At 73.8% G+C, this 26,780-nt stretch carries 25 protein-coding genes and 2 pseudogenes; 16 read left to right on the forward strand and 11 right to left on the reverse strand.

Annotated elements, in window-relative coordinates:
- Positions 1-140 precede the first annotated feature (140 nt).
- Positions 141-857, reverse strand: a complete 717-nt coding sequence (locus tag ACFWJ4_RS33000) for a LuxR C-terminal-related transcriptional regulator (RefSeq protein ID WP_380550693.1) — start codon at positions 855-857, stop codon at positions 141-143.
- Between the two features lie 320 nt (positions 858-1,177).
- Positions 1,178-1,840 carry a DUF3000 domain-containing protein gene (locus tag ACFWJ4_RS33005; protein ID WP_359914354.1) on the reverse strand — a complete coding sequence of 221 codons (663 nt, stop codon included), beginning with the start codon at positions 1,838-1,840 and terminating at the stop codon, positions 1,178-1,180.
- Positions 1,841-2,076: 236 nt separating this feature from the next.
- Between ACFWJ4_RS33005 and hemE the strand changes: the two genes are divergently transcribed.
- On the forward strand, positions 2,077-3,090 hold the full coding sequence (gene hemE / locus ACFWJ4_RS33010; RefSeq protein ID WP_359914397.1) for a uroporphyrinogen decarboxylase: 1,014 nt from the start codon (positions 2,077-2,079) through the stop codon (positions 3,088-3,090).
- 36 nt (positions 3,091-3,126) lie between these two features.
- On the opposite strand, the gene ACFWJ4_RS33015 is transcribed toward hemE, so the two are convergent.
- Positions 3,127-3,567 (reverse strand): DUF523 domain-containing protein, encoded by a 441-nt coding sequence (locus tag ACFWJ4_RS33015; RefSeq protein ID WP_359914356.1) that lies wholly within the window; start codon positions 3,565-3,567, stop codon positions 3,127-3,129.
- 206 nt (positions 3,568-3,773) lie between these two features.
- Here ACFWJ4_RS33015 and hemG point away from each other — a divergent pair, with 206 nt between their 5' ends.
- Together hemG and hemQ are read left to right on the forward strand one after the other, a co-directional pair.
- A complete protein-coding gene (gene hemG, locus ACFWJ4_RS33020) occupies positions 3,774-5,204 on the forward strand; it encodes a protoporphyrinogen oxidase (RefSeq protein WP_380550695.1) in 1,431 nt (476 codons plus the stop codon).
- Entirely contained in the window at positions 5,201-5,920 is a 720-nt protein-coding gene (hemQ, locus tag ACFWJ4_RS33025) for a hydrogen peroxide-dependent heme synthase (protein ID WP_359914362.1), read from the forward strand. Before hemG ends, hemQ begins: the two co-directional genes overlap by 4 nt.
- A 60-nt stretch (positions 5,921-5,980) precedes the next feature.
- On the opposite strand, the gene ACFWJ4_RS33030 is transcribed toward hemQ, so the two are convergent.
- From ACFWJ4_RS33030 to ACFWJ4_RS33045, 4 genes and pseudogenes are all read right to left on the reverse strand, one after another.
- Positions 5,981-6,595: a hypothetical protein gene (locus ACFWJ4_RS33030; protein WP_380550697.1), complete on the reverse strand. Its 615-nt coding sequence runs from the start codon at positions 6,593-6,595 to the stop codon at positions 5,981-5,983.
- A gap of 44 nt (positions 6,596-6,639) precedes the next feature.
- Positions 6,640-7,422, reverse strand: coding sequence for a TIGR04222 domain-containing membrane protein (locus ACFWJ4_RS33035; protein ID WP_380550699.1), 783 nt, complete (start codon positions 7,420-7,422; stop codon positions 6,640-6,642).
- Between the two features lie 92 nt (positions 7,423-7,514).
- Entirely contained in the window at positions 7,515-8,603 is a 1,089-nt protein-coding gene (locus ACFWJ4_RS33040; protein ID WP_380550701.1) for a TIGR04222 domain-containing membrane protein, read from the reverse strand.
- A 74-nt stretch (positions 8,604-8,677) separates the two neighbouring features.
- Positions 8,678-10,041 (reverse strand): annotated as a pseudogene (locus tag ACFWJ4_RS33045) (DUF692 domain-containing protein).
- 327 nt (positions 10,042-10,368) lie between these two features.
- Between ACFWJ4_RS33045 and ACFWJ4_RS33050 the strand changes: the two are divergent.
- The 7 genes from ACFWJ4_RS33050 (at position 10,369) to ACFWJ4_RS33080 (ending at position 17,127) form a co-directional block, all read left to right on the forward strand.
- Entirely contained in the window at positions 10,369-11,328 is a 960-nt protein-coding gene (locus tag ACFWJ4_RS33050; RefSeq protein ID WP_380550703.1) for a GNAT family N-acetyltransferase, read from the forward strand.
- A 165-nt stretch (positions 11,329-11,493) separates the two neighbouring features.
- Entirely contained in the window at positions 11,494-12,504 is a 1,011-nt protein-coding gene (locus ACFWJ4_RS33055; protein ID WP_380550705.1) for an MBL fold metallo-hydrolase, read from the forward strand.
- Positions 12,505-12,590: 86 nt separating this feature from the next.
- Positions 12,591-14,501 (forward strand): ATP-binding protein, encoded by a 1,911-nt coding sequence (locus ACFWJ4_RS33060; protein ID WP_380550707.1) that lies wholly within the window; start codon positions 12,591-12,593, stop codon positions 14,499-14,501.
- Positions 14,498-14,929: a roadblock/LC7 domain-containing protein gene (locus tag ACFWJ4_RS33065; protein WP_380550709.1), complete on the forward strand. Its 432-nt coding sequence runs from the start codon at positions 14,498-14,500 to the stop codon at positions 14,927-14,929. Before ACFWJ4_RS33060 ends, ACFWJ4_RS33065 begins: the two co-directional genes overlap by 4 nt.
- On the forward strand, positions 14,926-15,279 hold the full coding sequence (locus tag ACFWJ4_RS33070; RefSeq protein WP_359914392.1) for a DUF742 domain-containing protein: 354 nt from the start codon (positions 14,926-14,928) through the stop codon (positions 15,277-15,279). The genes ACFWJ4_RS33065 and ACFWJ4_RS33070 overlap by 4 nt, the downstream gene beginning before the upstream one ends.
- A 70-nt stretch (positions 15,280-15,349) precedes the next feature.
- The gene (locus ACFWJ4_RS33075) at positions 15,350-15,937 is read left to right on the forward strand and encodes an ATP/GTP-binding protein (RefSeq protein WP_380550725.1); all 588 of its coding nucleotides are present in this window, start codon (positions 15,350-15,352) and stop codon (positions 15,935-15,937) included.
- Complete coding sequence (locus ACFWJ4_RS33080) at positions 15,934-17,127, forward strand: cytochrome P450 (protein ID WP_380550711.1); 1,194 nt, start codon at positions 15,934-15,936, stop codon at positions 17,125-17,127. Before ACFWJ4_RS33075 ends, ACFWJ4_RS33080 begins: the two co-directional genes overlap by 4 nt.
- A 121-nt stretch (positions 17,128-17,248) precedes the next feature.
- On the opposite strand, the gene msrB is transcribed toward ACFWJ4_RS33080, so the two are convergent.
- From msrB to ACFWJ4_RS33100, 4 genes are all read right to left on the reverse strand, one after another.
- Entirely contained in the window at positions 17,249-17,659 is a 411-nt protein-coding gene (gene msrB / locus ACFWJ4_RS33085) for a peptide-methionine (R)-S-oxide reductase MsrB (RefSeq protein ID WP_380550713.1), read from the reverse strand.
- 41 nt (positions 17,660-17,700) lie between these two features.
- Positions 17,701-19,110, reverse strand: a complete 1,410-nt coding sequence (gene murC, locus ACFWJ4_RS33090) for a UDP-N-acetylmuramate--L-alanine ligase (protein ID WP_380359016.1) — start codon at positions 19,108-19,110, stop codon at positions 17,701-17,703.
- 122 nt (positions 19,111-19,232) lie between these two features.
- The gene (locus ACFWJ4_RS33095) at positions 19,233-19,694 is read right to left on the reverse strand and encodes an indole-3-glycerol phosphate synthase (RefSeq protein ID WP_380550715.1); all 462 of its coding nucleotides are present in this window, start codon (positions 19,692-19,694) and stop codon (positions 19,233-19,235) included.
- Positions 19,695-19,745: 51 nt separating this feature from the next.
- Entirely contained in the window at positions 19,746-20,537 is a 792-nt protein-coding gene (locus ACFWJ4_RS33100; protein WP_380550717.1) for a pyrimidine reductase family protein, read from the reverse strand.
- A 120-nt stretch (positions 20,538-20,657) separates the two neighbouring features.
- On the opposite strand from ACFWJ4_RS33100, the gene zapE reads away from it, so the two are divergent.
- The 6 genes and pseudogenes from zapE (at position 20,658) to ACFWJ4_RS33130 (ending at position 26,698) form a co-directional block, all read left to right on the forward strand.
- Positions 20,658-21,704, forward strand: coding sequence for a cell division protein ZapE (gene zapE, locus ACFWJ4_RS33105; RefSeq protein ID WP_380550728.1), 1,047 nt, complete (start codon positions 20,658-20,660; stop codon positions 21,702-21,704).
- A 58-nt stretch (positions 21,705-21,762) separates the two neighbouring features.
- Positions 21,763-22,035 (forward strand): annotated as a pseudogene (locus ACFWJ4_RS33110) (type II toxin-antitoxin system RelE/ParE family toxin); the annotation flags it as partial.
- Positions 22,036-22,156: 121 nt separating this feature from the next.
- A complete protein-coding gene (locus ACFWJ4_RS33115; protein WP_380550719.1) occupies positions 22,157-22,435 on the forward strand; it encodes a helix-turn-helix domain-containing protein in 279 nt (92 codons plus the stop codon).
- 44 nt (positions 22,436-22,479) lie between these two features.
- Positions 22,480-24,570: an excinuclease ABC subunit UvrB gene (gene uvrB, locus ACFWJ4_RS33120; protein ID WP_380550722.1), complete on the forward strand. Its 2,091-nt coding sequence runs from the start codon at positions 22,480-22,482 to the stop codon at positions 24,568-24,570.
- Between the two features lie 266 nt (positions 24,571-24,836).
- Positions 24,837-25,415 carry a TerD family protein gene (locus ACFWJ4_RS33125; RefSeq protein ID WP_359915324.1) on the forward strand — a complete coding sequence of 193 codons (579 nt, stop codon included), beginning with the start codon at positions 24,837-24,839 and terminating at the stop codon, positions 25,413-25,415.
- Positions 25,416-25,717: 302 nt separating this feature from the next.
- Complete coding sequence (locus ACFWJ4_RS33130; RefSeq protein WP_359915326.1) at positions 25,718-26,698, forward strand: TerC family protein; 981 nt, start codon at positions 25,718-25,720, stop codon at positions 26,696-26,698.
- Positions 26,699-26,780 lie beyond the last annotated feature (82 nt).

The following is a 26,780-nucleotide window of genomic DNA, read 5'->3' on the forward strand; positions in this document are numbered from 1 at the left end:
CCCCGGGGGGCCGGGGGCCACGGCCGGGCCGCCCGCCGGCCCCGGGGGGGGGGGGGGGCGCGGGGCGGCGGGGGGCCGCCGGGCGGGGGCGGCGGCGCCCCGTTCCCCCGGGCCCGCCGCAGCGGTCCGGAGCGCCCGGCTCAGTGGATGATGCCGGTGCGCAGCGCGACCGCGACCATGCCGGCGCGGTCGCCGGTGCCCAGCTTGCGGGCGATCCGGGCGAGGTGGCTCTTGACGGTGAGCGCCGACAGGCCCATTGCCACGCCGATCGCCTTGTTGGACTGTCCCTCGGCGACCAGTCGCAGCACCTCGACCTCGCGGCCGGAGAGCTCGCGGTAGGCGGCCTGCTGCGCGCCCGGCGCACCGGGTGCTCCGGGGGCGCCCGGCGCACCGGTCGCGCCCGGCATGCCCGGCATCCCGGGGCGGCGCATCCGGCCGGCCAGCCCGGCGGCGCCGAGCGGCATCCCGGGGCGGCCCGGCATCGCGACGTTCGTCCGGGTACCGGTCACCACGTATCCCTTGACACCGCCGGCCAGCGCGCTGCGGACCGCGCCGATGTCGTCGGCGGCGGACAGTGCCAGGCCGTTGGGCCAGCCCGCGGCGCGGGTCTCGGCGAGGATGGTCAGCCCGGAGCCGTCCGGGAGGTGTACGTCGGCGACGCAGATGTCGCGGGGAGTGGAGACCCGGGGGCGGGCCTCGGCGATGGAGGACACCTCGATCACGTCGCGGACGCCGAGTGCCCACAGGTGGCGGGTGACGGTGTTTCGGACACGGGGATCGGCGATGACCACCATGGCGGTGGGCTTGGTCGGCCGGTAGGCGACCACGTTTGCGGGGTGCTCAAGAAGGACCGACACCAGGCCTCCTGCGGGGAGTGGCGGACGGAACCCCGATGGGGGCGGTCGGAGTGTTCCGCGTTCGGAAAGGGTCACAGTCTGCTTCGGCAGCAACCGTGCCCGGCTTTAGCGAAAGATCACGATCTAGTGAGTAACAATACGGACAAATCGCGCAAATGATTGATGCGACATGCCCGGTATTCGCACAAAATCGATCAGATTCGGTGTCGATCGGTCGGTGTCGACCGGTGAATTGACGAAGAGCGGGTCCGAAGTCACACTCCGTCAGCCCTGGGGGTGGCGTCCGGCCCCCGGGCGCCGTCGGGCCCGCACACCACCCGTCAGTGCGACCGGGGGCGTCGCCGGGCCGGCATCGGGACCACTCCACCGAGTGAAGGAACCTCGGCGGGCCCCTGCGGGGCCGGGGCGGTCGGCGGCAGGCCGGCGCTGACGCACAGCAGGTCCGCCCAGGCCGCCAGGTGCCGCTCGAAACGGCCGTCGGCCGGGGTCCAGGAGGCCCGGATCTCGATCTCCGTCGAGGACGGGCGGTCCGCCAGGCCGCCGAAGTACTGGGAGGAGGCCAGGCTCACCGTGCCGGACGGCTCCGCGTACCCGGCGCCGTGCGCCTGCAGGGTGTCCAGCAGCCAGGACCAGCCCACCTCGGAGACCATCGGGTCGCCCGCCATCTCCGGCTCCAGCTCGGCCCGGGTCATCGTGACCACCCGGAACTCCCCGTTCCAGGCCTCCTGCCCGGCCGGGTCGTACAGCAGCACCAGCCGGCCGTCCGCCAGCTCCTCGCCGTCGACCTCGACCGAGGCGGTCACTGCGAACGAGTACGGGGCGAGCCGGCGCGGCGCCGGCGCGGGGGAGAGCTGCACCTCGGGCCGCAGCCGGGCCCCGTCCAGGGCCGCCACGGCCGCCCGGAACTCGCTCGGCACCCCCTCGTGCCCCGCTCCGCCACCTGCTCCGCCACCCTGTGCGGGGTGCCCTCCGACCGCTGCCATGCCCCGAAGACTAGGTCGAAGAACGGGGTTATCGCCGCAACTTCTCTCCCAGCGGCGTGCCGGAACGGCAAACCCGGACAGATCTTGGAGGAACCGACGAGACCGGCCGGGAAACCGGGCCCGGCACGCGTGCGAAGATTTGACGCGTGAGCGAGACAACGGCAGACACCACGGCGCCCACCCACGGCGGCCAGACCACCCCCCGGCGTCGCGGCGCCGCGCACGACTCCGCGTTCCTGCGCGCCTGCCGGCACGAGCCCGTGCCGCACACGCCGGTGTGGTTCATGCGCCAGGCCGGCCGCTCGCTGCCCGAGTACCTGAAGGTCCGCGAGGGCATCCCCATGCTGGAGTCCTGCATGCGGCCCGAGCTGGTCAAGGAGATCACCCTCCAGCCGGTGCGCCGGCACAAGGTGGACGCGGCGATCTTCTTCAGCGACATCGTGGTGCCGCTCAAGGCCGTCGGCATCGACGTCGACATCAAGCCCGGCATCGGCCCCGTCATCGCCGACCCGATCCGCACCGTCGAGGACCTGAAGCGGCTGCGCCCGCTGGAGCCGGACGACGTCCCCTACATCACCGAGGCCGTCGGCCTGCTGGTGGACGAGCTCGGCGAGACCCCGCTGATCGGCTTCGCCGGGGCGCCGTACACGCTGGCCAGCTACCTGATCGAGGGCGGGCCGTCCAAGAACCACGAGAACACCAAGGCCATGATGTACGGGCAGCCCGAGCTGTGGGCCGCCCTGGTGGACCGGCTCGCGGACATCACCTCGGCCTTCCTCAAGGTCCAGATCGAGGCCGGCGCCTCGGCCGTCCAGCTGTTCGACTCCTGGGTCGGCGCGCTCGCGCCGGACGACTACCGCCGCTCGGTGATGCCGTCCAGCACCAAGGTCTTCGACGCCGTCGCCGAGTACGGCGTGCCGCGGATCCACTTCGGCGTCGGCACCGGCGAACTGCTCGGCCTGATGGGCCAGGCCGGCGCGGACATCGTCGGCGTCGACTGGCGGGTGCCGCTGAACGTCGCCGCCGAGCGGGTCGGCCCGGGCAAGGGCCTGCAGGGCAACCTCGACCCGGCGGTGCTGTACGCGCCCACCGCGGTGGTGGAGACCAAGGCCGCCGAGGTGCTGCGGGCCGCCGAGGCGCTCGGCACCAGCGGCCACATCTTCAACCTCGGCCACGGCGTGCTGCCGTCCATGGACCCGGACGCGCTCAGCCGCCTCGTCGCCTTCGTCCACGAGGCCAGCGCGCGCTGACCTCCCGGTGGCGGGCCCCTGCCGCTCCGGGGCCCGCTACCCGGCCGTGACCTCGATCCCGGCCCGGCGCAGCAGCGCCGCCGTCACCCCGTCGCCGGGGCGCAGCTCCCCGGTGAACGACCCGTCGTACACCTGCCCGCAGCCGCAGGACGGGCTGCGCGCCATCAGCACCGCCCGCCGGGCCCCCGCCTCCTCGGCGGCGGCGAGCGCCGCCCGGGCACCGGCCAGGAACTCCGCGGTGCAGTCCGCCCCGGTCGCGTCCACCACCCGGGCCCGCCCGTCCAGCACGTCCGCGCCGTCCCCGCCCACGATCTCCGCCGGCGGCCGCGGCGTCGGCAGCCCGCCCGCCCCCTCCGGGCACACCACCACGGCCCGCCCCCGCTCGACCAGCCGCACGGCGTCGTCGGAGGTCTTCGCCCGCCCGTCGTACCGGCAGGGGATCCCGGCCAGACACGCACTCACCATGATCGGTTCCATGGCACACAGACTAAGTGGCGGTCCGCCGCGTCCCCGAACTCGCTGGCTTGGGGCCGTGCGCGAGCCGGACCGGGTGACCGCTTCGTACGCACCGGACGGAATCTTCCGCGGCAGACTGGAACGCCCGGTGCCGTTCCCGATCGCGATCGACCTCGGGCGTGCAGGGGATTGAGGGTCCGGCGTAAAGACCTGCGAGACTGCGGAGCATGTCGGATGCACAGGTCGTCGTCGTCGGTGGTGGGATCGCGGGGCTGGCCGCGGCCGCTTTCCTGAGCGGTGCCGCCGGGGGGCCCGCGCGGGCGCGGGTCACGCTGCTGGAGGCGTCCGGGCGGGTCGGCGGGAAGCTGTGGGGCGGAGAGGTCGGCGGGGTCCGGGTGGACCTCGGGGCCGAGTCGGTGCTGGCCCGGCGGCCGGAGGCGGTGGACCTGGCACGGGCGGTCGGGCTCGGCGAGGAGCTGGAGCCGCCGACCACCGCGAAGGCCGCGATCTGGACCCGCGGCGCGCTGCGGCCGCTGCCCGGCGGGCAGGTGATGGGCGTCCCCGGTGACCTGGAGGCGCTGGCCGCCTCCGGCGTGCTGACCGACCAGGGGCTGGAGCGGGCCCGGAACGAGCGGCCCGGCGAGATCGGCGAGGACGTCGCGATCGGCCGCTACGTCGCCGACCGGCTGGGCCAGGAGGTCGTGGACCGGCTGGTCGAGCCGCTGCTCGGCGGCGTCTACGCCGGCCGCGCCGAGGAGATCTCGCTGCGCGCCGCCGTCCCGCAGCTGCTGTCGATCGCGCGCGGCGGCGGCTCGCTGGTCGAGGGGGTGCACGAGCTGGCCTCCCGGCCGAAGGTGGTCGGCACCCCGGTGTTCCAGGGCCTGCGCGGCGGCCTCGGCACCCTGCCCGGCGCGGTCGCCGCGGCCTGCGTCAAGGCGGGGGTGGACCTGCGCACCGACGCCCCGGTGGACGAGCTGCGCCGCACCCCCGACGGCTGGCGGGTGGTGGCCGGCGGCGAGGTGCTGCACGCGGACGCCGTGGTGCTGGCCGTCCCGGCCCCCGTCGCGGCCCGGCTGCTGCGCGAGGACGCGCCGGCGGCCGCCACCGACCTGGACGCCGTCGAGTACGCGGGCATGGCCCTGGTGACCCTGGCCTTCCGCCGCGCCGACCTGGCCGAGCCGCCCGGCGGCAGCGGCTTCCTGGTGCCGCCGGTGGACGGGCGGCGGATCAAGGCCTCGACCTTCTCCTCCAACAAGTGGGGCTGGCTGGAGCGTTCCGCGCCGGACGCGTTCCTGCTGCGCACCTCGCTGGGCCGGTACCGCGAGGAGGAGGCGCTGGGGCTGCCGGACGAGGAGCTGGTGGCCCGCTCGCTGGCGGACCTGGAGGAGGCGATCGGGCTGACCGCCCGGCCGTACGACACCTTCGTCTCCCGCTTCACGGCCGGTCTGCCGCAGTACCCGGTGGGGCACCTGGACCGGGTGGCCCGGGTGCGGGCCCAGGTGGCGCGGGTGGGCGCGCTGGCGCTGTGCGGCGCCGCGTACGACGGGGTGGGCATTCCGGCGTGCATCGGTTCGGCGGCCGCCGCGGCGGCCGCCGTCGACAGACTGTTGACCCCGGCGACCGGGGAAGGCTCCACGGAGAGGACAATGGGCGCATGACTGAGAGCGTTGAGCGGGAGCAGCAGCCCGAGAAGAAGAAGGCGCGCGACCTGAACCAGGTCATCCGCTACACGATGTGGTCGGTGTTCAAGCTCAAGGGCGCCCTGCCCGAGGACCGCACCGCGCTGGCCGCCGAGGTGGACGAGCTGTTCGCCCAGCTGGCCGCCAAGGACGTGACCGTGCGCGGCACGTACGACGTCTCCGGTCTGCGCGCGGACGCCGACATCCTGGTCTGGTGGCACGCCGCCGACTCGGACGACCTCCAGGAGGCGTACAACCGCTTCCGCCGCACCGGCCTCGGCCGGCTGCTGGAGCCGGTCTGGTCGAACATGGCGCTGCACCGCCCGGCCGAGTTCAACAAGTCGCACATCCCGGCCTTCCTGGCCGACGAGCGCCCGCGCGACTACGTCTGCGTGTACCCGTTCGTCCGCTCCTACGAGTGGTACCTGCTGCCGGACGCCGAGCGGCGCGCGATGCTCGCCGAGCACGGCCAGATGGCGCGCGGCTACCCGGACGTGCGGGCCAACACGGTGGCCTCGTTCGCGCTCGGCGACTACGAGTGGCTGCTCGCCTTCGAGGCGGACGAGCTGCACCGGATCGTCGACCTGATGCGCGATCTGCGCCCCTCCCGGGCCCGGCTGCACGTCCGCGAGGAGGTGCCGTTCTTCACCGGTCGGCGCAAGCCGGTCAGCGAGCTGCTGAACGGCCTGGTCTGACGGTTCCCGCGGTTCCTCCCGGAGGCCGGTTCCCCGACGGGGAGCCGGCCTCCGGCGTCGCTACGGGCGCGGCCCGGCGAACTCGCGCAGCACGGAGGTGTAGTGGTCGCCGAGGTCGACCCGGGTGACGTCCTCGAAACGGAACTTCGTCGGCTCCGGGTGCCAGTGCGCCTCGGGGTCGACCTCGTGCAGCCGCAGCGAGGCGGGCCGCAGTGCGGTGACCGTACCGACCCAGCAGGCGCCGGGGTCGCGGCGCTCGGTGTGCAGGGCGATCAGACCGTACTCGGCGCAGGCGGCGGTGAGCAGGCCGGGCAGGTCGTCCAGCGGCAGGTCGGCGCCGGGCGGGCGGACCGGCCACAGACCGCGGCGGCGCAGCACCCGTACGGTCAGGTTCTCGGGGCCGCCCCGGTCGCGGACCTTGTGCAGGTCGGCGGTGCGGACGGCGCTCCAGCCGTCGAGGCGGTGGTCGGTGCAGGTGGCGAGCAGGGTCCAGACCGGGCCGGTGCCGAGGACGAAGCCCTCCAGCCGGTCCGCGCCGGGGATGGAGCGGCCCAGCCGGACCGGGCGGCCCTCGAAGCGGGCGCGCTCCAGCGCCGCGAGGCCCTTCCGGCCGAGGGCCGGCGGGTCCGGGGCGCGGTCGGCGGGGCCCCGCTCGGCGGGGTCGGGTGCGTCCATGGGTGGGAGTCTGCCCTGGTCGCAGCGGTCGGTGCAGCCGGTTTTCAGGTCCGGTGCGGGCGCAGGGCGGCGCGGAGCCGGGCGTCGGGCAGGACGGCCGGGCCGTTCATGGCGACGGCGGTGAGCAGTTCGCGCTCCTCGTCGTCGGCCAGGCCGCGCTGGCGGGTCGGACGGACCTCGCGCAGTACCTCCTGGCCGACCGGGGAGGCCCAGCGGGTGTACGGGTAGACGTCCACCCGGGCCATCAGCAGGGTGCCCGAGGTGAGCGCCACCGGCAGGGAGAACCAGGCGAGCGGGGCGAGGGTGTCACCCCCGGTGAAGCCGCCGAGGGCCAGCGAGGCGGCCAGCAGCACCAGCGTCAGCAGCAGCGCGTGCCGGACCTGCCGGACCACCACCACGGTGTTGCGCTGCACCAGGGCCGGGGTGGCCAGGCCCGCCAGGGTGAGCCGGGCGCCGATCTCCAGCACGGTGGGGTGTTCGGCCATGGCCCGGCGCAGCTCGTCGGTCCGGCACTGGACCTCGGGGCCGACGGTGGCGATGACCGCCCGCTCCAGGCGGCTGCGGCCCCTGGGGTCGACCACGGTGGTCCAGCCGGTGTGCGCCAGGTGCAGCCGCCCGCGGCCGGCCATCAGGACGAGGGCGAGTTCGACCACCCGGTCCGGGCCGCCGGCCAGGTAGGCGGTCTCGTACAGGCCGATGCCGACGGCTTCGGGGGGCCGCAGGCCGGCCTGGTCGGTCAGGGCGTCGGCGGTGGCGGTCATCCGGACCAGTCGGAGGCAGGACAGGACCGCCGCGACACAAGCCGGTATGAGGAACAGCAACCACATGGGCTTGTTGTATGCCTGCGTCGACGGCGGGCGGAACGTCTTCCCGGTCCGCGATACCGAACTGTGACGTCCGGCGGCGCGCCCGGCGGGTCTCAGGAGCCGCAGCCGCCGCCGCCACAGCTCGACCCGCAGCTGGAGGAGGACGAGGACCCGCAGCTGGATGAGGACGAGGACCCGCAGCTCGACGAAGAGGATCCGCAGCTCGACGAGGAGGACCCGCAGCTGGACGAGCCGCAACCGGAGCCGGAGGAACCGGAGTCGGAGGACCCGCACCAGGAGGCGGAGCCGCCGTCGGAGCCGGAGGAACCGGAGGAGCACGAGGACGCCGACGACGAGGAGGAGGACGACGAGGACGACGAGGAGGCGTTCGCGGCGACCGCCTGCCGTACGGCCTCCTCCTCGGCCGACGCGGTCAGCATCGCGGCCTCCAGCTCCGGGTTGTCCAGCCCGGCGGCGGCCAGGCCGCCGAGCGCGAGCGCGCCCAGCAGCGCGCCGCCGGCCAGCCGGGGCGGCATCCCGGCGTTGGGCTTCCACGGGGTGCCCTGCATCAGGGAGAGCTGGCGCTGCCCGGCCGGGGTGATCCGGCCCTTGACCGGCGCGGTGGCGAGCAGCGCGGTGAGGCCCCCGAACAGCAGGAGGCCCGGGACCCAGAGGTTCGGACGGTCGTGGCCGGCGGCGCCGTCGTCGAGCAGCAGGGAGGCCACCGCGGAGGCCACCACGAGCAGCAGCGCGAGCCAGAGCAGCCGACGGGCGGTGCGGGCCCGCCGCAGCCGCTCGGGGCGGCGCAGCAGGCCGCGGTCGGCGAGCCGGTCACCGATCTCCTGGACGGCGGCGGAGCGCATCACGGTGTGGCGCAGCGAGCCGAGTTGACGGCTGCCGGTCGGACCGACCGCGTCCTGGACCGCCTTGTCGACGGCGTCGTACGGCTTGGAGCCGGTGAGCGTGACCAGACCGGAGCGGTTGATCACGACCTGCTCGCTCATGTGCATCCGGACCATGGCGGTGTCGAACACCCGCCCCGGCCCGCCGGACAGGAACGCGGTGTCGAGCAGCGGCAGACCGCGGCCGGGCAGGCCCTTGGCGTAGCGGACCCGGCCGATGTGCTGCCGGGTCCGGGCGGCGTACAGGGCGGCGGCCGCCAGCAGGACGGCCGGGACGACGAAGTAGCTGTTGTGCCACATGGGCTGTTCCCCCGAGGTGGTGACAGTGCGTCAGGATCAGGTGCCGCCGGGTTCGCCGGCGGCCCGGCCGCCGGCTAGCGGCGCGGGGCCGGGCGCAGGGCCCGGCGCAGGCGCGCGAGCGGGCCCGGCGGCCGTACGGGTGCCGGGTGGAGCCACTGCTCCAGGGCCCGGCGATGGTCGTCGGCGAGCGGGCCGCCGTCGGTGAGCACCCACTGCGCGAAGGCCCGGGCGTCGGCCCGGTAGCCGCCGGTCTGCGGGTGGGAGCGGGCGTAGCCGAGGAAGAGCGGCCCGTACTGCGCCCCGAGTGCCCGGGGCAGGTCCGGGGCCACCTTGGCGGTGGTGTCCCGCCGCTTGGCGGCCAGGCCGGTGGACTGGGTGCGGACCTGCCGCTCGTCGAAGCCGGGCGGGACGGGCCCGCCGGCCACCAGGGCGGCCAGCAGCTCCTCCTGGCGCCGGGCCAGGCGCCGCCGGGCGGCGGCGAGGTCCTGCGCGGCGGGGCCCGGGCCGGCGGGGCCCTGCTCGGCGGGGTCGCGGTCGGTGGTGAGACGCGGGTCGGTGTTCTCCCGCGCCGTTCTCGTCAGGTCGCTCATCGCCGGGTGCTCCCCTCCAGCACCCGGCGGATGGCGTCCAGTTCACCGGCCAGTTCGCTGGGCGGCGGGAAGTTGGCGTCCCGCTCCAGCAGCACCCCGGGCGGGGCGACCCGCGCGCAGAGTTCGGCCAGCACCTCCAGCACCGGTTCGGTGACGGGGTGCGCGTGGGTGTCGTGCCAGACGCCGTCGACCAGGGTGCCGCCCGCGACGTGGACGTAGGCGAGCGCCTCCAGCGGCAGGCGGTCGAGCTCGGCGGCCGGGTCGATGCCGAGGTTGACCCGGTTGGTGTGCAGGTTGGCGACGTCGATCAGCAGCCGGACGCCGGTACGCTCGACGAGCTCGGCGAGGAACTGGCCCTCGGTGAACTCGTCGTCCGGCCAGGCGAGCTGGGCGGCGACGTTCTCCAGGGCGAGCGGCACCGGCAGGTGGTCCTGGGCGATCCGGACGTTCTCGACGATCACCCGCAGCGAGTCCCGGGTGCGGGGGACGGGCAGCAGGTGGCCGGCCTCCAGACCGCCGGCCCGGACGAACGCCAGGTGCTCGCTGACCAGCGGGGAGTCGAGGGCCAGCGCGGCCTCGGCGAGCCGGTCGAGGCGGCCGGGGTCGGGCAGGTCGGCGCCGCCGAGGCCGAGGCCGACGCCGTGCGGGACGACGGTGACGCCGCGTCCGCGCAGCACGGTCAGGGACTCGGGCAGGTGGTCGGCGCAGATGTTCTCGGCGACCACCTCGACCCAGTCCAGGCCGGGCCGGCTCTCGACCACGGTGTCGATCTCGCTGCGCCAGCCGAGGCCGACGCCCAGACGGGGCGCGGCCTCCCGGGGCGCGGCTTCTCGGCGCGCGGTTCCCAGGGGTGCGGTTCCTAGGCTCGCGGTGGCGGAGGCAGGCAGTTCCAGGGCAGGGAAAGTCATCGGTTCGCCCCCTTCGGAGGGCCGGGTGGGAGGGCCGTCGAGCGGTGCGGGCGTCGTCGCCGGAACCGCGCGGCCGTGCTGCTGAGAATGTCCCCGGGCGGGGTGGCTGCCAAGCCTCGCCCGGTCTTCTCAGAGCATTATTTGAGCATGTCGTGCCGGCCGTGAGGGACTTTGGTCCCGAGCCCGGGCCGTCCGCGCAGGTGGGGCGCCCTTCCGGCGGGAAAACCGGAGGCGCCGGACGGGCCCGCGGGGCTAGCGTGGGAATCCATGACTTCTTCGAATTCCTCCTCCGTGACGATCCGTGACTTCCACCCCGAGGACGCCGTGGCCGTGGCCGCGGCCCACCGGGCCGGGCGCGAACACCTGGTGCTCTCCGCCGAGACGCTGGTCTGGTTGAACGCCCAGCCCAGCCCCGAGGAGCACTTCCGCACCTTCGTCGCCGAACTGGACGGCCGGGTGGTCGGCGCGGTGCGCTGCGGGGTGGTGCTCGGGACGACGACCACGGGTGTCGGCTACGCCAACGGCAGCGTGCTGCCGGAGTACCGGCGGCGCGGCGCGGCCACCGCCCTGCTGGCCGTGGCCGAGCGGCACCTGACCGGGCACGGCGTGACGGAGCTGCACACCTGGCTGGACGACGAGCCCGCCTCGCTGGCCTTCGCCACCGCCCGGGGCTACCGGATCGGGCGCACCATGCAGTTCGCCGGACGGGACCTCGCGCTGCCGCTGCCGCCCGCTCCCGTACGGCCGGCCGGTGTCGAGGTGCGCCCGGCCGCCGACTGGGCGGACGACCCGTACCCGGTGTTCCTGGTCGAGGCGGACGCCATCCTGGACGAGCCCGGCAGCGAGGTGCCGATGGACGCCCTCACGTACGAGGACTGGTTGCGCAACGACTGGGCCAGGCCGGACCGGGACGCGGCGCTGAGCGTCGTCGCCGTGGTGGACGGACGGCCGGCCGCGTTCAGCATGGCGCAGACCGACGGCGTGGACCGCTACTGGTCCGCGTTCACCGCCTGCCGCCGGGAGTTCCGCGGCCGGGGGCTGAGCAAGCTGGCCAAGCTGGAGTCGCTGCGGCTCGCCGCGGCGGCCGGCTACCGGCACGCGTACACCAGCAACGACACGACCAACGGGCCGATGCTGGCGATCAACGCCTGGCTCGGCTACGAACGCTGTGCGGGGGAGCGCAAGGGGATCAAGCAGCTGGAGCGGTCGACGGAGCAGGAGATCTGACGCTCCCTCCGGACCCAATCGGGGCCCGGGCCGGGCCACTTCGGCCAGATGTGGTCCAGACCACGTGGGACGAATCGGGACAGCTCGGGTTGCTTCGGGCGCGAAGTGGCTTGAACTGTAATGGTTTTGCTCCACTCCTGTCACGACATGGGCATAATCGCGCACATGACGATCAGCCGTGCGAACGTGAGCGCGATTGCCGAGGACCTGTACGTGTGGCTCCCGCCGAAGCGGGGCTGGGGCCTGGCCAACTGCGGGCTGCTGGCATCGGAGACCACCGCGCTCTGGATCGACACGCCGTACGACCCCTCGATGGCCGGGGAGTTCCTCGCCGCGAGCCGGCGGCTGCTGCCGGACGGGGTCGGGATCGACCGGGTGGTCGTCACCCACGCCAACGGGGACCACCTGTGGGGCGCCGGGGTGCTGCCGGACGCCGAGGTGATCGCCACCCGCGAGGCGCTGGAGCACATCCACTGGGAGCCCACCCCGCAGCAGCAGCACGCGCTGGTCGTCAACAGCGACCCGCAGTCGCCGCTCGGCGGCTACCTGAGGGAGCACTTCGGGCAGTTCGACTGGTCCGGCACCGCGCCGGTGCACCCCGACACCGTCTTCACCGGCGAGCTGGAGCTGACCGTCGGCCGCTACCCGGTGCGGATCACCAGCCTGCCCGCCGCCCACACGGGTGGGGACCTCATGGTCCACCTCCCGCACCAGCGCGCGGTCTTCACCGGCGACGTGATCTTCTCCTCGACGCCCGAGCAGCCCGGCGACCACCCCTCGCACTGGGCCGGACCGCTGGAGAACGTCATCGGCGCCTGCGAGCAGGCCCTCGCCACCGGCGCGGAGATCTTCGTACCCGGCCACGGCCCGGTGCTCGACCGCGACGGCGTCCAGGAGCACATCGGCTACCTCTCCTACGTCCGCGAGCGCGCCCACGCCCTGCACGCCGCCGGCATACCCGCGCTGGACGCCGCCCGGCGGGTGATCGCCGAACAGCGCCACCCCGAACTCGGCCTGCCCGAGCGACTGGTGCTCACCCTCGCGGCCGAGTACCGGCACCTGGACGGCTCCGCGGCCCCCGGCGCCCTGGAGGCCATGGGCCAGGTCGCCCTGGTGGCCCGGGAACTGGCCGAGGACGCCGCCCGCTCCCCGCGCCCGCGCGCCGTCGGGAACTGACCCCACCCGCGCTCCCGGAACGCGCCCCTCCTCGCAGGTCGGGCCGCACCACCCGGTCCCACCCGCAAGCACCCCCGAGGACTTCGATGACGCAGATCGCGCTGATCGTCCTGGCGCTGGTCGCCGCCGTGGCCGCGGCCGTGCTCGCCCGCGGCCGGGCCGGGGCCGTCGCCCGGGCGACCGCCGCCGAGACCGCGCTCGGCCGGACCGAGGAGCGCACCCGGGCCGCCGAGGGCAGGCTCGCCCGTGCCGAGCAGCAGCAGCGCGAGGCGCAGGAGGCCGCCCGGTGCTCCGCCGAGGACGCCCAGCGGGCGCAGGAGCGCACCCGCGCCGCCGAGGACAGCGTCCGCGAGGCACAGGAAGCCGCCCGGCACGCGCAGGACACCGTCCGGGACGCCCTGCAGCAGGGCGCCGCCGCGACCGACCGGGCCGAGCGGGCCGAGAGCGCGCTCGCCGCCGCCGAGGCGCGGGCGACCGCGCTGCTCGCCGAGATCGGCCACCTCGCCCAGGAGCGGATCGCCGCCACCGCCGTACGGCTCACCCACGGCAACGCCCCACTGGTCGGCCCACTGGACCCGCCGGCCGTCGGCCCCGAGGCGGTCCGGGCGCTGCAGGCCGTCCTGGACGCCGCGCACGCCGCCCTCGCCGACGAGCGCGAGCGGGTGGACGCCGCCGCCCGCGCCGCCATGCGCGGCGCCACCTCCCGGATCCAGACCCTGCTGTACCAGATCCAGAGCCTGGTCCAGCAGCTCCAGCACGAGCACGACGACCCCCGGCTGCTGGAGGTCGACTTCCGCAACGAGGTCGCGCTGCGCCGGATCCAGACCATCGCGGTGCTCTGCGAGGCCTGGCCGGGCCTGGCCCGCACCGACTCGCCGCTCGCCGAGGTGGTCGTCGGCGCGCTCTCCCGGGTGCCCGGCTACGCCCGGATCAAGGTCGCCAACCACCTGCGCGAGCAGCGCCTCGCCGTGGTCGCCCGGGCGGCCGAGCCGATCGCCGTCACCATCGCCGAGCTGCTCGCCAACGCCACCGCCTACTCCCACCCGGAGACCGACGTCCCGGTCACCGTCCAGCAGGGCGGCCGCGGCGCGCTGGTGATCATCGACGACAGCGGCATCGGCATGGACGAGGACCAGCTGCGCCGCGCCCGCCGGCTGCTGGCCGGCCCGCCCGACATGCTGCTCACCGAGCTCGGCAACCCGCCCAAGACCGGCTTCGCGGTGATCGGCAAGCTGGCCCGCCAGTACGGCTTCTCCTGTCATGTCGAGCCCTCGCCGTACGGCGGCATGCGGACCATCCTGCGCATCCCGGCCGCGCTGGTGACCGTCGTGGACGACGAGCAGCCGCTGTCGGTGCTCACCCCGCTGCCGCTGCGGGCCGGCGCCGGGCCGGCCCCGGCGCCCACCGTCGCGGCCGTCCCTCCGATGCGCGACGCGGACGAGCAGGACGGCCCGCAGCTCGCCGACCGCCACAACCAGCCGGGCCCGCACCCGGCCCCGACCATCCGGGTGGTGCCCGATCCGGTGGCGTCCGATCCGGTCGCGGACGGCCGGGCGGACGGTGCGACGGCAGGGGGTGACGAGCCGGCCGGCGATGCGCCGGTCGGCGCCACCCCGAAGGACGGCGCGACGGCCGGTGCGCCCGCGGCGGACGCACCCGTGGCCGACGACGGCACCGGCCTGCCCACCCGGCGGCGCCGCCGTCCGCTGGCCGCCGAGCAGCCGCCCGGCGCTAGGCCCGTCCCCGTTCGCGCCCCGGCGTCCGACCGCACCCCCGAGCAGGCCGCCGCCCACTGGCAGGCGCTGCAGCAGGGCACCGACTCCGGCCGGGCCGCCGTGGCCCGGGCCGCCCGCGAGGAGACCGGCGCCGGCGCCGCCGGCACCCCCGGCCACGACCCCGGCGACACCACCCCCGGCCACGACCCCGGCGACACCACCGCCGGCCACGACCCCGGTGACCAGAGCACCGGTCAGACCTTAGAAGGAGCCGAGCAGTGAGCAGCACGCCCAGCCCGACCACCACCGACGAGATCTCGTGGGTGCTGACCCCGTTGCTGGAGCTGCCGGGGGTGCTGCACGCCGTCATCGCCACCGGGGACGGCCTGGTCGAAGGCGCCTCGGGCGGCCTGGAGCGCGCCTCGGCCGAGCGGGTCGCCGCGATGACCGCCACCGTGCACGCCGCCGCCCGGGCCTTCACCGCCGCGTTCACCGACGCCGAGCGCCCCAGGCTGGCCCAGACCGTGGTGGAGTCCGACCTCGGCTACGCCGTCGTGGTGCCCGCCGGGGAGAACACCTCGCTCGCCGTGTTCACCTCGCCGGACGCCCAACTCGGCAACGTGGCCTACCAGATGCAGCTGCAGGTCGCCGCCCTCGGTCGCGCGCTCGCGAGCCCGACCCGGCGGCAGGACGACGACGGCCGGTCATGACCGCCGCCCCCCGCAGGCGGATGGTGCCCGCCTACCTGGCCACCGGCGGCCGCAGCCGCCCCGGCACCAAGGGCTTCGAGCGGCTGACCGTGCTGTTCGCCGACCGCGCCGACCCGCCGGCCGCGCTCGAACCCGAACACCGCCGGCTCTGGGAACTGCTGCGCCCCGGCGCGCTGACCGTGGTGGAGGCCGCCGCGCACCTGCGCCTGCCGGTCAGTGCCACCGTCTTCCTCGCGGCCGATCTGGTCGAGTCGGGCTGCCTGCACGCCCGCGCACCGATCCCGCGCGCCCAGCAGACCGACCGCTCCATCGTCGAGAGGCTCCTCGTTGGACTCCGTGCGCTCCGGTGACCCGGCCGCCCGGCCGGACCCGGAAGACCAGAGCCGGGTGGGCTACCTGCCCGACCGGGACCAGACGCTGATGAAGCTGGTGGTGGCCGGCCCGTTCGGGGTCGGCAAGACCACCCTCATCCGCACCCTCTCGGAGATCGCCACCCTGCACACCGAGGAGGCGATGACCGAGACCGGCCGCCCGGTGGACGACCTGGCCGGCCTGCCCGAGAAGGCCACCACCACCGTCGCCGTCGACTTCGGCCGGCTCACCCTGCCCGGCAACGTCGTGCTCTACATGTTCGGCACCCCCGGCCAGCGCCGCTTCTTCCCGCTCTGGCAGGACATCGCCCGCGGCGCCGTGGGCGCCCTGGTGCTCGCCGACACCCGCCGGCTGGCCGACTCCTTCGAGATCATGGACATGGTCGAGGAACAGGGCCTGCCGTACGCCGTCGCCGTCAACCGCTTCCCGGACGCACCGGAGCACGCGGTCGAGGTGCTGCGCACCCACCTGGACCTGCACGCCGCGACCCCGTTGCTGCTCTGCGACGCCCGCGAGCGCGACAGCAGCCTGGACGCGCTGATCGCGCTGGCCGAGCACGTCCTCGACGCCCTGCCCGCCGCCCCCGCCACCTCGGACCCCGCCACCGCGGACCCCGCCACCCCGGAGCAGCCGTGACCGTCGAGTCCCGCCCGACCCCGATCCACGGCCCGGTCTTCGCCGCCGACCCCCAGCTGGTCTACGAGCGGCTGCGGCGGCACGGCGCGGTCGCCCCGGTCGAGGTCGCGCCCGGCGTCGAGGCCCTGCTGGTCACCGACTACCAGGCCGCACTGGACCTGCTGCGCGACACAGACACCTTCTCCAAGGACTCCCGGGGCTGGCAGCGCACCGTCCCGCCGGACTCCCCGCTGCTGCCGGTGCTCGGCTACCGCCCGACCGCGCTGTTCAGCGACGGCGAGACCCACGCGCGCTACCGGGCGGTGATCACCGACGCCCTCGCGCTGTTCGAACCGCACCGGCTCCAGCGCCAGGTCGCCGAGACCGCGCACCGGCTGATCGACCGCTTCGCCGCCGTCGGGCACGCCGACCTGATCGCCGAGTACGCCCGCCGGCTGCCCGCCTTCGCGCTCACCACCTGGTTCGGCGTGCCGCAGGAGCAGCGCGAGGAGGTGGTGGACGCGATCACCGGGCTGATCGAGTCCACCGCGCGGGCGGGCGCCTCGTACGGGAAGCTCCTGGCGGTGGTCACCGCGATGGTCGCCGAGCGCCGCGCGCGCCCCCGGCACGACCTCACCTCGATGTACGTCACCCACCCGGTCGGGCTGGACGACGACGAGGTGATCCGGCAGATCACCCTGACCCTGATCGCCGGGCACGAGCCGACCACCAACCTGATCGGCAACGCCCTGCTGCGGCTGCTCACCGACGCCCGCTACGCCGGCTCGCTGTTCGGCGGGGCGATGACCGCCCACCAGGCGATCGACGAGGTGCTCTGGCACGAGCCGCCGATGGCCAACCTCTCGGCCCACTACCCGCGGTACGACATCACCTTCCACGGCCGCGAGATCAAGGCGGGCACGCTGGTCCTGGTCTCGTACGCGGCCGCCAACTCCCAGGCCGCGCCGCCCCCCGACGACGGCGGGCTGCGCAGCGGGGAGAGCGCCCACCTGGCCTGGGCGGCCGGCCCGCACGCCTGCCCGGCCCGGGACCCGGCCCTGCTGATCGCGATCACCGCCATCGAGCAGCTGGGCAGCCGCCTCAGCGACCTCGAACTCTCCACCCCCGCCGAGGACCTGCTCTGGCGCCCGGGCCCGTTCCACCGGGCGCTGATGCACCTCCCGGTCCGCTTCGCACCGGTCGAGGGCTAGGCCCGGACACGCACGCCCGGACAGCACGCGGGCCCGGGACAGCACGCACGCCCGGGCCCGCAGGCCCGAACGGCAGGAGGCCCGGACACGTACGGTGTCCGGGCCTCCTGCCGTTCGTCGCTCAGCCCTGCTCGGCCGGCTTCAGCGTCAGCGAGACGCTGTTGATGCAGTACCGCTGGTCCGTCGGCGTGCCGTAGCCCTCGCCCTCGAAGACGTGCCCGAGGTGCCCGCCGCAGCGGGCGCAGCGCACCTCGACCCGGCGCATGCCGAGCGAGGTGTCCTCGATGTACTGGACCCGGTCCCCGGCCAGCGGCGCGTAGTAGGACGGCCAGCCGCAGTGGCTGTCGAACTTGGTCTCGGAGCTGAACAGTTCGGCCCCGCAGGCCCGGCAGCCGTAGACGCCGACCGTCCTGGTGTCGGTGTACTCACCGGTGAACGGGTGCTCGGTGCCCGCCTCGCGGAGCACGTGGTACTCCTCGGGGCTGAGCTCGGCGCGCCACTCGGCCTCGGTCTTCTCGATCTCGTAGCTCATCTCACGGCTCCCGGTCGCGGCGTACGTCGGACGGACGTGGGTCAGACGTTGGATGCAACGTTCGCGAGGTGCTGCAGGATTTCCGGCCCGAGGTTGGTGACGTCCCCGGCGCCCATGGTGAGCAGCAGGTCGCCCGGGCGGGCGAGGCCGGCCAGCACGGCGGGAGCGGCGGCGAAGGAGTGCTCGGCGGCGACCTCGGCGCCGGCCCGGCGGGCGGCGTCGACGATCAGCTCGCTGGTCACGCCGGGGATCGGGTCCTCGCGGGCCGGGTAGATGTCCAGCACCACGGAGGCGTCGGCCAGCGCCAGGGCCCGGCCCATCTCCTCGGAGAGCTGCTGGGTGCGGCTGAACAGGTGCGGCTGGAAGACCACCAGCACCCGGCCCCCGCCGGTCAGGCCCTCGCGGATCGCCTCCAGGTCGGCGGCCATCTCGGTGGGGTGGTGGGCGTAGGAGTCGATCACCTGGACCCCGGCGGCCTCGCCCTTGAGCTGGAGGCGGCGGCGCACGCCGGTGTAGGCGCCGAGCGCCTTGGCCAGGTCGGCGGCCGGGACGCCCAGCGCGACGCCGGCGGCCAGTGCGGCCACCGCGTTGTGGGCGTAGTGCCGGCCGGGCACCGAGACGGTGAAGGCCAGCTCGACGCCGTCCAGCAGCACGGTCACCTCGCTGGTCATGCCGCGGGCGACCACCGACAGCACCCGCAGGTCGGCGTCCTCGGCGGAGCCGACCGTCACCACGTTCAGGCCCTCGCGTCCGGCGACCCGGGAGGTGAGCTCGCGGGCGCCGTCGTGGTCGGCCGAGACCACCAGGGTGCCGCCGGGGACGATCCGGCCGACGAAGGTCTCGAAGGACTCGTAGATCTCCTCGATCGACGCGTAGTTGGCGTGGTGGTCCAGCTCCACGTTGAGCACGATCGCCACCTCCGGCGCGTACTTGTGGAAGCTGCGGTCGCTCTCGTCCGCCTCGGCGACGAAGATCTCGCCGGTGCCGTGGTGGGCGTTGGAGCCGGGCGCGTCGAGGTCGCCGCCGATCGCGTAGGACGGGTCCAGGCCCAGCTCGCCGAGGGCGACGGCGAGCATGCTGGTGGTGGTGGTCTTGCCGTGGGTGCCGGCCACCGCCAGCGCCCGCCGGCCGCCCATCAGCGCGGCCAGCGCGTCGGAGCGGTGCACCACCGGGATGCCGCGCTCGTGGGCGACGGCCAGCTCCGGGTTGTCGGCGCGGATCGCGCTGGAGACGACCACGCTGCTGGTGCCGTCCGGCACGTGCTCGGCGGCGTGGCCGACGTGCACGGTGGCACCGAGGGCGCGCAGCGCGAGGACGGTCTCGGACTCCTTGGAGTCGCTGCCGGAGACGCTGGCCCCGCGTACGGCGAGGATCTTCGCCAGGCCGGACATCCCGGCGCCGCCGATGCCGATGAAGTGCGGGGCGTGCAGGTCGTGCGCGGCGTCGTTCAAGGCGTGGCTCCGTAGGGGCGGGGGCAGACAGGGCGGGCGGACGGGACGGGAGGACGGAATCGTCCTCGCGGGCGGACCGCAAGGACGATTCTGCACCACCGCCGCGCCGGGCCAGGAGTCGCTCAGGAGTCGCTGGCGAACAGCCTGAGCACCGGGACCCCCACCTTGTGCCGGGCCTGGGAGGCCCAGTCGCGGTGGAAGAACTCCTCCACGAAGTGCGGGGAGGTGAGCACCACCACCTCGTCCGCCCGCTGCTCCTCGACGACCGCGCGCAGCCGCTCCAGCGGCCTCTCCTCGACCAGTTCGCCCACCGCCCCGGCCCCGGCCGTGCGCAGGTGGCGCAGGCTGTGCTCCAGCGACTCGGTGGCCACCGTCGGCGCGCTCCCGGACTCGTCGTGCTCGTGGACCACCTTGTCGAGGTGGCCGAGGGCGACGTCGTCGAGCGCCCGCAGCAGTTCGTCCTGCCTGCCGCGCGGCTGCATCAGGACGACGAAGGACACCTCCTCCTCGCCGTGGAGCGTGGTGACGAGTTCCACGTCCGCGTCGGAGAGAGCCTTTTCGATCATCAGTACCGTCTTGAACACGTGAGTCCCTTCCAGTGGCCGGCCCCCGGGCCCCGGCATCGCATAACGGGATCACGATCGGGGGGTCACGGGGTCATCCGAACCCAGGTGACGCAGGTAGCGAGTGAAGAGGAATCCTTTCTGCTCGATCAATGAGACCAGCTCCATCCGCTGCACGTCCGGCATTCCGGCATCGTGGAGGATGCGCGGCGCGTCGCCGCCGGTGAGCAGCGGGGCCAGCGACAGGCACAGCTCGTCCAGCAGGCCGGCCGCCGCGAACTGCCCCAGCAGACGCGGGCCGCCCTCGGTCAGCAGCCGGGTCCAGCCCCGCTCGGCCAGGGCCGCCACGCCCGCCCGCAGGTCCACCGAACCCGTGCCCGCGAGCACCAGGTCGGCCACCTCGGCCACCGCCCGACGACGCTCCGCATCGGCGTCCCCGGTGGTGATCACCACCGTCCTGACCAGCGGTTCGGTGAACAGCGGCGCGGTCAGGTCCAGCCGCAGCGAGCGGCTCACCACGGCGATCACCGGGGCGGGCGCCTGGCCCGCCGCCGCCCGGGCCGCCGCGAACTCCCGGCGCGCCCGGGCCGGCCGGTAGCCCTCGGCGCGGACCGTCTCCGCGCCCACCACTACCACGTCCGACAGGGCCCGCAGCACCCCGAAGATCCGCTTGTCCGCGTCGCCGGAGAGGCCCTCCGAGAGCCCGTCCAGCCTGGCCCCGCCGTCCAGGCCGGACACCATGTTGGCGCGCAGCCAGGGGCGCCCCCGATTCACCTGTTCGGGGTACGCGTAGACGGCGGCGAGCGATTCCAGTGCGGCCGGATCCGCGGGCCGGCCGCCCAGCGGGCTGATCAACTGTTGCATGATCCCAGTCTTCCACCGCGGGCCGTGTTCCGTCCGGGGCCGCGGGTCGTTCGGACGGCGTACGGGGCAGGCGTACCCTCTACTGATGTGCCCGCAGCCTCCTACTCCGCAACCGAGCCGATAGCCGCCGCACCCGTGTCCGGCTCCCCGATCGCGCTCACCTCCCGCCGTCCCGTCGTGCCCGCCGAGCGGCTGGTCGCCGAGATGGTCCCGCCGCCCCGGTTCGCCGACGTGAGCTTCGGGACGTACATCCCGGACCCGACCCAGCCGAGCCAGTACGAGGCCGTCCAGGTCCTGGAGCAGTTCGCGGCCACCCTCGGCGGAGGAAACGGTTCGCCGCCCAAGCGCAGCTGGTTCCGCCGCTCCGCCCCCGCGCCCACCGGCCCCGCCGGGGTCTACCTCGACGGCGGCTACGGCGTCGGCAAGACCCACCTGCTCGCCTCGCTCTGGCACGCCGCCCCCGGCCCCAAGGCCTTCGGCACCTTCGTCGAGCTGACCAACCTGGTCGGCGCGCTCGGCTTCCAGCAGGCCGTACGGACCCTCTCCGGGCACACACTGCTCTGCATCGACGAGTTCGAGCTGGACGACCCGGGCGACACCGTGCTGGTCTCCACCCTGCTCGGCCGGCTGGTCGAGAACGGCGTGAAGCTGTGCGCCACCTCGAACACCCTGCCGGAGAAGCTCGGCGAGGGCCGCTTCGCCGCCGCCGACTTCCTGCGCGAGATCCAGGGCCTGTCCGCGCACTTCCGCCCGATGCGGATCGACGGCCAGGACTACCGCCACCGCGGCCTGCCGGACGCCCCGCCGCCGTACTCCGACGAGGCCGTCGGAGACGTCGCGGACCGCACCCCCGGCGCCTCGCTGGACGACTTCGACGCCCTGCTCGCCCACCTCTCCGCCGTCCACCCCAGCCGCTACGGCGCGCTGCTGGACGACGTCACCGCGGTCTGCCTGCGCGGCGTCAAGCAGGTCGACGACCAGTCCACCGCGCTGCGCCTGGTCGTCCTCGCCGACCGCATGTACGACCGCGAGCTGCCGATCACCGCCTCCGGCCTGCCCTTCGACCAGGTCTTCCCGGAGGAGATGCTGCGCGGCGGCTACCGCAAGAAGTACCTGCGCGCCATCTCCCGCCTGGTCGCCCTCGCCCGGGACAGCGCCAAGTCCTGACCCGTGCCCCTCCCCCTCGCCCGGCGGTTGTTCCCACTGCCGAGCGAGGGGGAGAGGCATGACCGGTGACGATTCCCGGGCGGGCTACGGGATCGAGATCGAGCCCGAGGTGCGGGTATGGCTCCAGAACTGCCCGACCGCCGAGTACCGGGCAGCCGAACGCGCCGCCGACCGCCTCGCCGAGGACGGTGAGGCGGTGTCGTTCCCGTTGGCGAGCCACCTGGGCGGCCCGCTGCGGGAGCTGCGGATCGGGTCCATGCGCATCACGTACTGGCTCGCGCCGGGGCGGAGGGCTGTGCTGCTGACGGTCTTCCGCAAGACTGGGAACCGCGAGACCGATCAGGTGGAACGGGCACGCCGCGCGCAGAAGGTCTGCGAGGCGGAGCACCGGCCCGCCGCCGATCACGAGATCTACGACCGGGAGGAGCAGCGGCTACCACACCCGCTGGACCGTGCCGGCGGAGCACCGGGAGAGCGAGGAGTACCGCGCGGCCGGGCGGCGGATGGCGCTGGCCGAGGCCGTGTACGCCCGACGCTCCGCGCTCGGGTGGACACTCGCCGAGCTCGCCGAGCGGACCGGGCTGGACGAGGAGACCGTCGAGGGCATCGAGGAGAGCGGGGTCGACCCGACCCTTCCACTGATCGAGCGACTCGCCGCCGCCTTCGACTCCGTCGTGCGGATCGACCCCGCCCGGGAGCCGGCCATGAGCTTCGAGGCCCACGCGGCCTGATCGAACCGGCCTCGCTTGTCAGTGGTGGGTCGTACCGTTGAGTGGTGCGTCCCATCACGAGTATTGAGCGGTCCGTGGCGCCCTTCGAGGTCGTCAGTCCCTTCCAGCCGAACGGCGACCAGCCGGCGGCGATCGCCGAGCTGGAACGGCGGATCAGGGGAGGGGAGAAGGACGTCGTACTGCTCGGTGCCACCGGCACCGGCAAGTCGGCCACCACGGCCTGGATGATCGAGAAGCTGCAGCGGCCCACCCTGGTGATGGCGCCGAACAAGACGCTGGCCGCGCAGCTGGCCAACGAGTTCCGCGAGCTGCTGCCGAACAACGCCGTCGAGTACTTCGTCTCGTACTACGACTACTACCAGCCCGAGGCGTACGTCCCGCAGACGGACACCTACATCGAGAAGGACTCCTCGATCAACGAGGAGGTCGAGCGGCTGCGCCACTCGGCGACCAACTCGCTGCTCACCCGCCGGGACGTCATCGTGGTCGCCTCGGTCTCCTGCATCTACGGCCTCGGCACCCCGCAGGAGTACGTCGACCGGATGGTGCGGCTCAAGGTCGGCCAGGAGATCGACCGGGACGACCTGCTGCGCCGCTTCGTCGACATCCAGTACGCCCGCAACGACGTGGCCTTCACCCGCGGCACCTTCCGGGTCCGCGGCGACACCATCGAGATCTTCCCGGTCTACGAGGAGCTCGCCGTCCGGATCGAGATGTTCGGCGACGAGATCGAGGCGCTGTACACCCTGCACCCGCTCACCGGCGAGATCATCAGCCAGGACGAATCCGTCCACGTCTTCCCCGCCACGCACTACGTGGCCGGCCCCGAGCGCATGGAGCGCGCGATCACCGGCATCGAGAAGGAGCTGGAGGGGACGCTCGCCCGGCTGGAGAAGCAGGGCAAGCTGCTGGAGGCCCAGCGGCTGCGGATGCGCACCACCTACGACATCGAGATGCTGCGCCAGATCGGCACCTGCTCGGGCGTCGAGAACTACTCGATGCACTTCGACGGCCGTGAGCCCGGCTCCCCGCCGAACACCCTGCTCGACTACTTCCCGGAGGACTTCCTCCTGGTCATCGACGAGTCGCACGTCACCGTCCCGCAGATCGGCGCGATGTACGAGGGCGACGCCTCGCGCAAGCGCACCCTGGTCGAGCACGGCTTCCGGCTGCCCTCCGCGATGGACAACCGCCCGCTGAAGTGGGAGGAGTTCCTGGAGCGGATCGGCCAGACCGTCTACCTGTCGGCGACGCCCGGCCCGTACGAGCTGTCGCGCGGCGACGGCCAGGTCGAGCAGATCATCCGCCCGACCGGCCTGATCGACCCAGAGGTGATCGTCAAGCCGACCGAGGGCCAGATCGACGACCTGGTGCACGAGGTCCGTCAGCGGGTGGAGCGGGACGAGCGCGTCCTGGTCACCACGCTGACCAAGAAGATGGCCGAGGACCTCACCGACTACATGCTCGGCCTGGACATCCGGGTCCGGTACCTGCACAGCGACGTGGACACGCTGCGCCGGGTGGAGCTGCTGCGGGAGCTGCGGGCGGGCCGGTACGACGTGCTGGTCGGCATCAACCTGCTGCGCGAGGGCCTGGACCTGCCCGAGGTGTCGCTGGTGGCGATCCTGGACGCGGACAAGGAGGGCTTCCTGCGCTCCGGCACCTCGCTGATCCAGACGATCGGCCGTGCCGCCCGCAACGTCTCCGGCCAGGTCCACATGTACGCGGACAGGATCACTCCCTCGATGGAGAAGGCCATCGACGAGACCAACCGCCGCCGGGCCGTGCAGCAGGCCTACAACAAGGAGCACGGGATCGACCCGCAGCCGCTGCGCAAGAAGATCGGCGACATCCTGGACACCCTCGCCCGCGAGGACGTGGACACCGACGAGCTGCTCTCCACGGGCTACCGCAACCAGGGCAAGGGCAAGGCCCCGGTGCCGTCGCTGGGCGCGGAGCGCAAGCCGGCCAAGTCCCTGCCCGCCGCCGAACTGGCGGACCTCATCCAGGAGATGACCGACCGGATGCACACGGCCGCCGCCGACCTCCAGTTCGAGGTCGCGGCCCGGCTGCGCGACGAGGTCAAGGAGCTGAAGAAGGAACTGCGGCAGATGCGCGAGGCGGGTGTGGCGTAGGCGGCCCGCGCGAGCGCGCCCGCGCGGTGACCGGGCTTGGCCGGAATGACACCGGTCAAGTCCGCGGGTGTCTCAGGCTTGCCACAAACGGGGAAACCCGGGGGAGGGCGGGGTGCCGCAGGGCCTAGGCTGGCCTGCGGCATCGTGCCCTCGGGACGGGGTTGCGGGCCGTACGCAGAGGGGGCCTCAGCCGGGGGACGGCGACGGGGTGTTCCATCGTGGAGCCGCGCGGGTGTGACCGCGCGGCCGGCAGAGAGGACAACGTCGTGTCGGTGAACCTGGCCAAGGGGCAGCGGGTCAGCCTCCAGAAGGGGCAGGGCGCCGCCCTGACCGTGGTCCGGATGGGCCTCGGCTGGCGGGCCGCCCCCAAGCGCGGGCTGTTCGGCAGCCGCACCCGGAAGATCGATCTGGACGCCTCGGCGCTGCTGTACGCCGAGCGGACCCCGTCCGACGTGGTGTTCTTCTCGCACCTGGAGAGCAACGACGGCTCCGTGCGGCACACCGGGGACAACCTGGAGGGCGGTTCCGGGGCCGAGGACGACGAGGCGATCCTGGTCGACCTGGCGCACGTGCCCGTGCACATCACCCAGGTGGTGTTCACGGTCAGCTCGTACACCGGGCAGACCTTCGCCGAGGTGCAGCGGGCGCACTGCCGGCTGGTGGACGAGACCACCGGGCTGGAGCTGGCCCGCTACGAGCTGGCGGGCGGCGGGCCGCACACCGGGCAGATCATGGCCAAGGTGGTCCGGGACGGCGACGGCGGCTGGGAGATGCAGGCGATCGGTGCGCCGGCCAAGGGGCGCACCTTCCAGGACCTGCTGCCGGCGATCGAGCCGTACCTGTAGCCCGGGCGGCTCCCGCCACTCCCCGCAGGACCCGCGCTCCCCGCTCCCGCGGCTCCCGCGGCTCCCGCTGCCCCGGCCCCCAGGGCTCCCCGGGTCCGGTGGCCCGCCTTGACGGTCTTTACCTTCTTTACCTTTCCTTGGAGCAGCTGTTACTCTCGTTGGCAGCGGAGGGGAGTATTCCTCGACAGCCGACCCCGTCATCACGGGTGCCCGTCGCGGCACCCCGGGGCGCTGGCCCGATGGGCGGAAGAGACCTCCGGCAGTGACGATGACTGTCTCGCCTACCTGCCGGAGGAGCAGTAGTGGACGTTTCCATAACCATGTGGGTCTCCACGATCCTGGTGCTGATCGCACTGATCGTGGCGGACTTCTTCATCGGAGGGCGCAAGCCGCACGAGGTCTCGATCAAGGAGGCCGGGATCTGGACGGCCGTCTGGGTCGTCCTGGCGGTCCTCTTCGGTGGCTTCCTCTGGTGGCACTCCGGTGCGCAGCCGGCGGGTGAGTTCTTCGCCGGGTACATCACCGAGAAGTCGCTGAGTGTCGACAACCTCTTCGTGTTCATCCTGATCATGGGCAAGTTCGCGGTGCCCAGGATCTACCAGCAGCGCGTGCTGATGTTCGGTGTGATCATCGCGCTGGTGCTCCGGGCGGTGTTCATCGCCGGCGGCGCCGCCCTGGTCTCCGAGTTCTCCTGGGTGTTCTTCATCTTCGGCGGCTTCCTGATCTGGACGGCCTGGAAGCTGATCAAGGAGGCCCGCGCCGAGGAGGAGGGCGAGGAGGAGTTCGAGGAGAACCGCGTCCTCAAGTCGATCACCCGCCGCTTCCCGGCCACCGAGGACTACCGCGGCACCAAGCTGTTCGTCCGGGAGAACGGCCGCCGGCTGATCACCCCGATGCTGATCGTCATGCTGGCGATCGGCACCACCGACGTGCTGTTCGCACTGGACTCGATCCCGGCCATCTTCGGCCTGACCCAGGACCCGTACGTGGTCTTCACCGCCAACGCCTTCGCCCTGATGGGTCTGCGCCAGCTGTACTTCCTGATCGGCGGCCTGCTGAAGAAGCTGGTCCACCTGTCGTACGGCCTGTCGGTGATCCTCGGCTTCATCGGTGTGAAGCTGGTGCTGCACGCCGCCCACGAGGCGGGCGCGGACTGGGCCCCGGAGATCGGCATCCCGTTCTCGCTGGGCTTCATCGTGGTGGTCCTGGCGATCACCACCTTCACCAGCCTGCGGGCCTCGAAGAAGGCCGAGCAGGCCGAGCGCGAGAAGCTCGACGCCTGACGTCCGACGCCTGACGCGCCTGATGCCCGGGGCACCGGGCCGGTGCACCGCCGAGGCCCCCGCGACCGCTTCCGGTCGCGGG

It is taken from the genome of Kitasatospora sp. NPDC127067, assembly GCF_042724755.1.
GTDB classification, from domain to species: Bacteria; Actinomycetota; Actinomycetes; order Streptomycetales; family Streptomycetaceae; genus Kitasatospora; species Kitasatospora lactacystinica.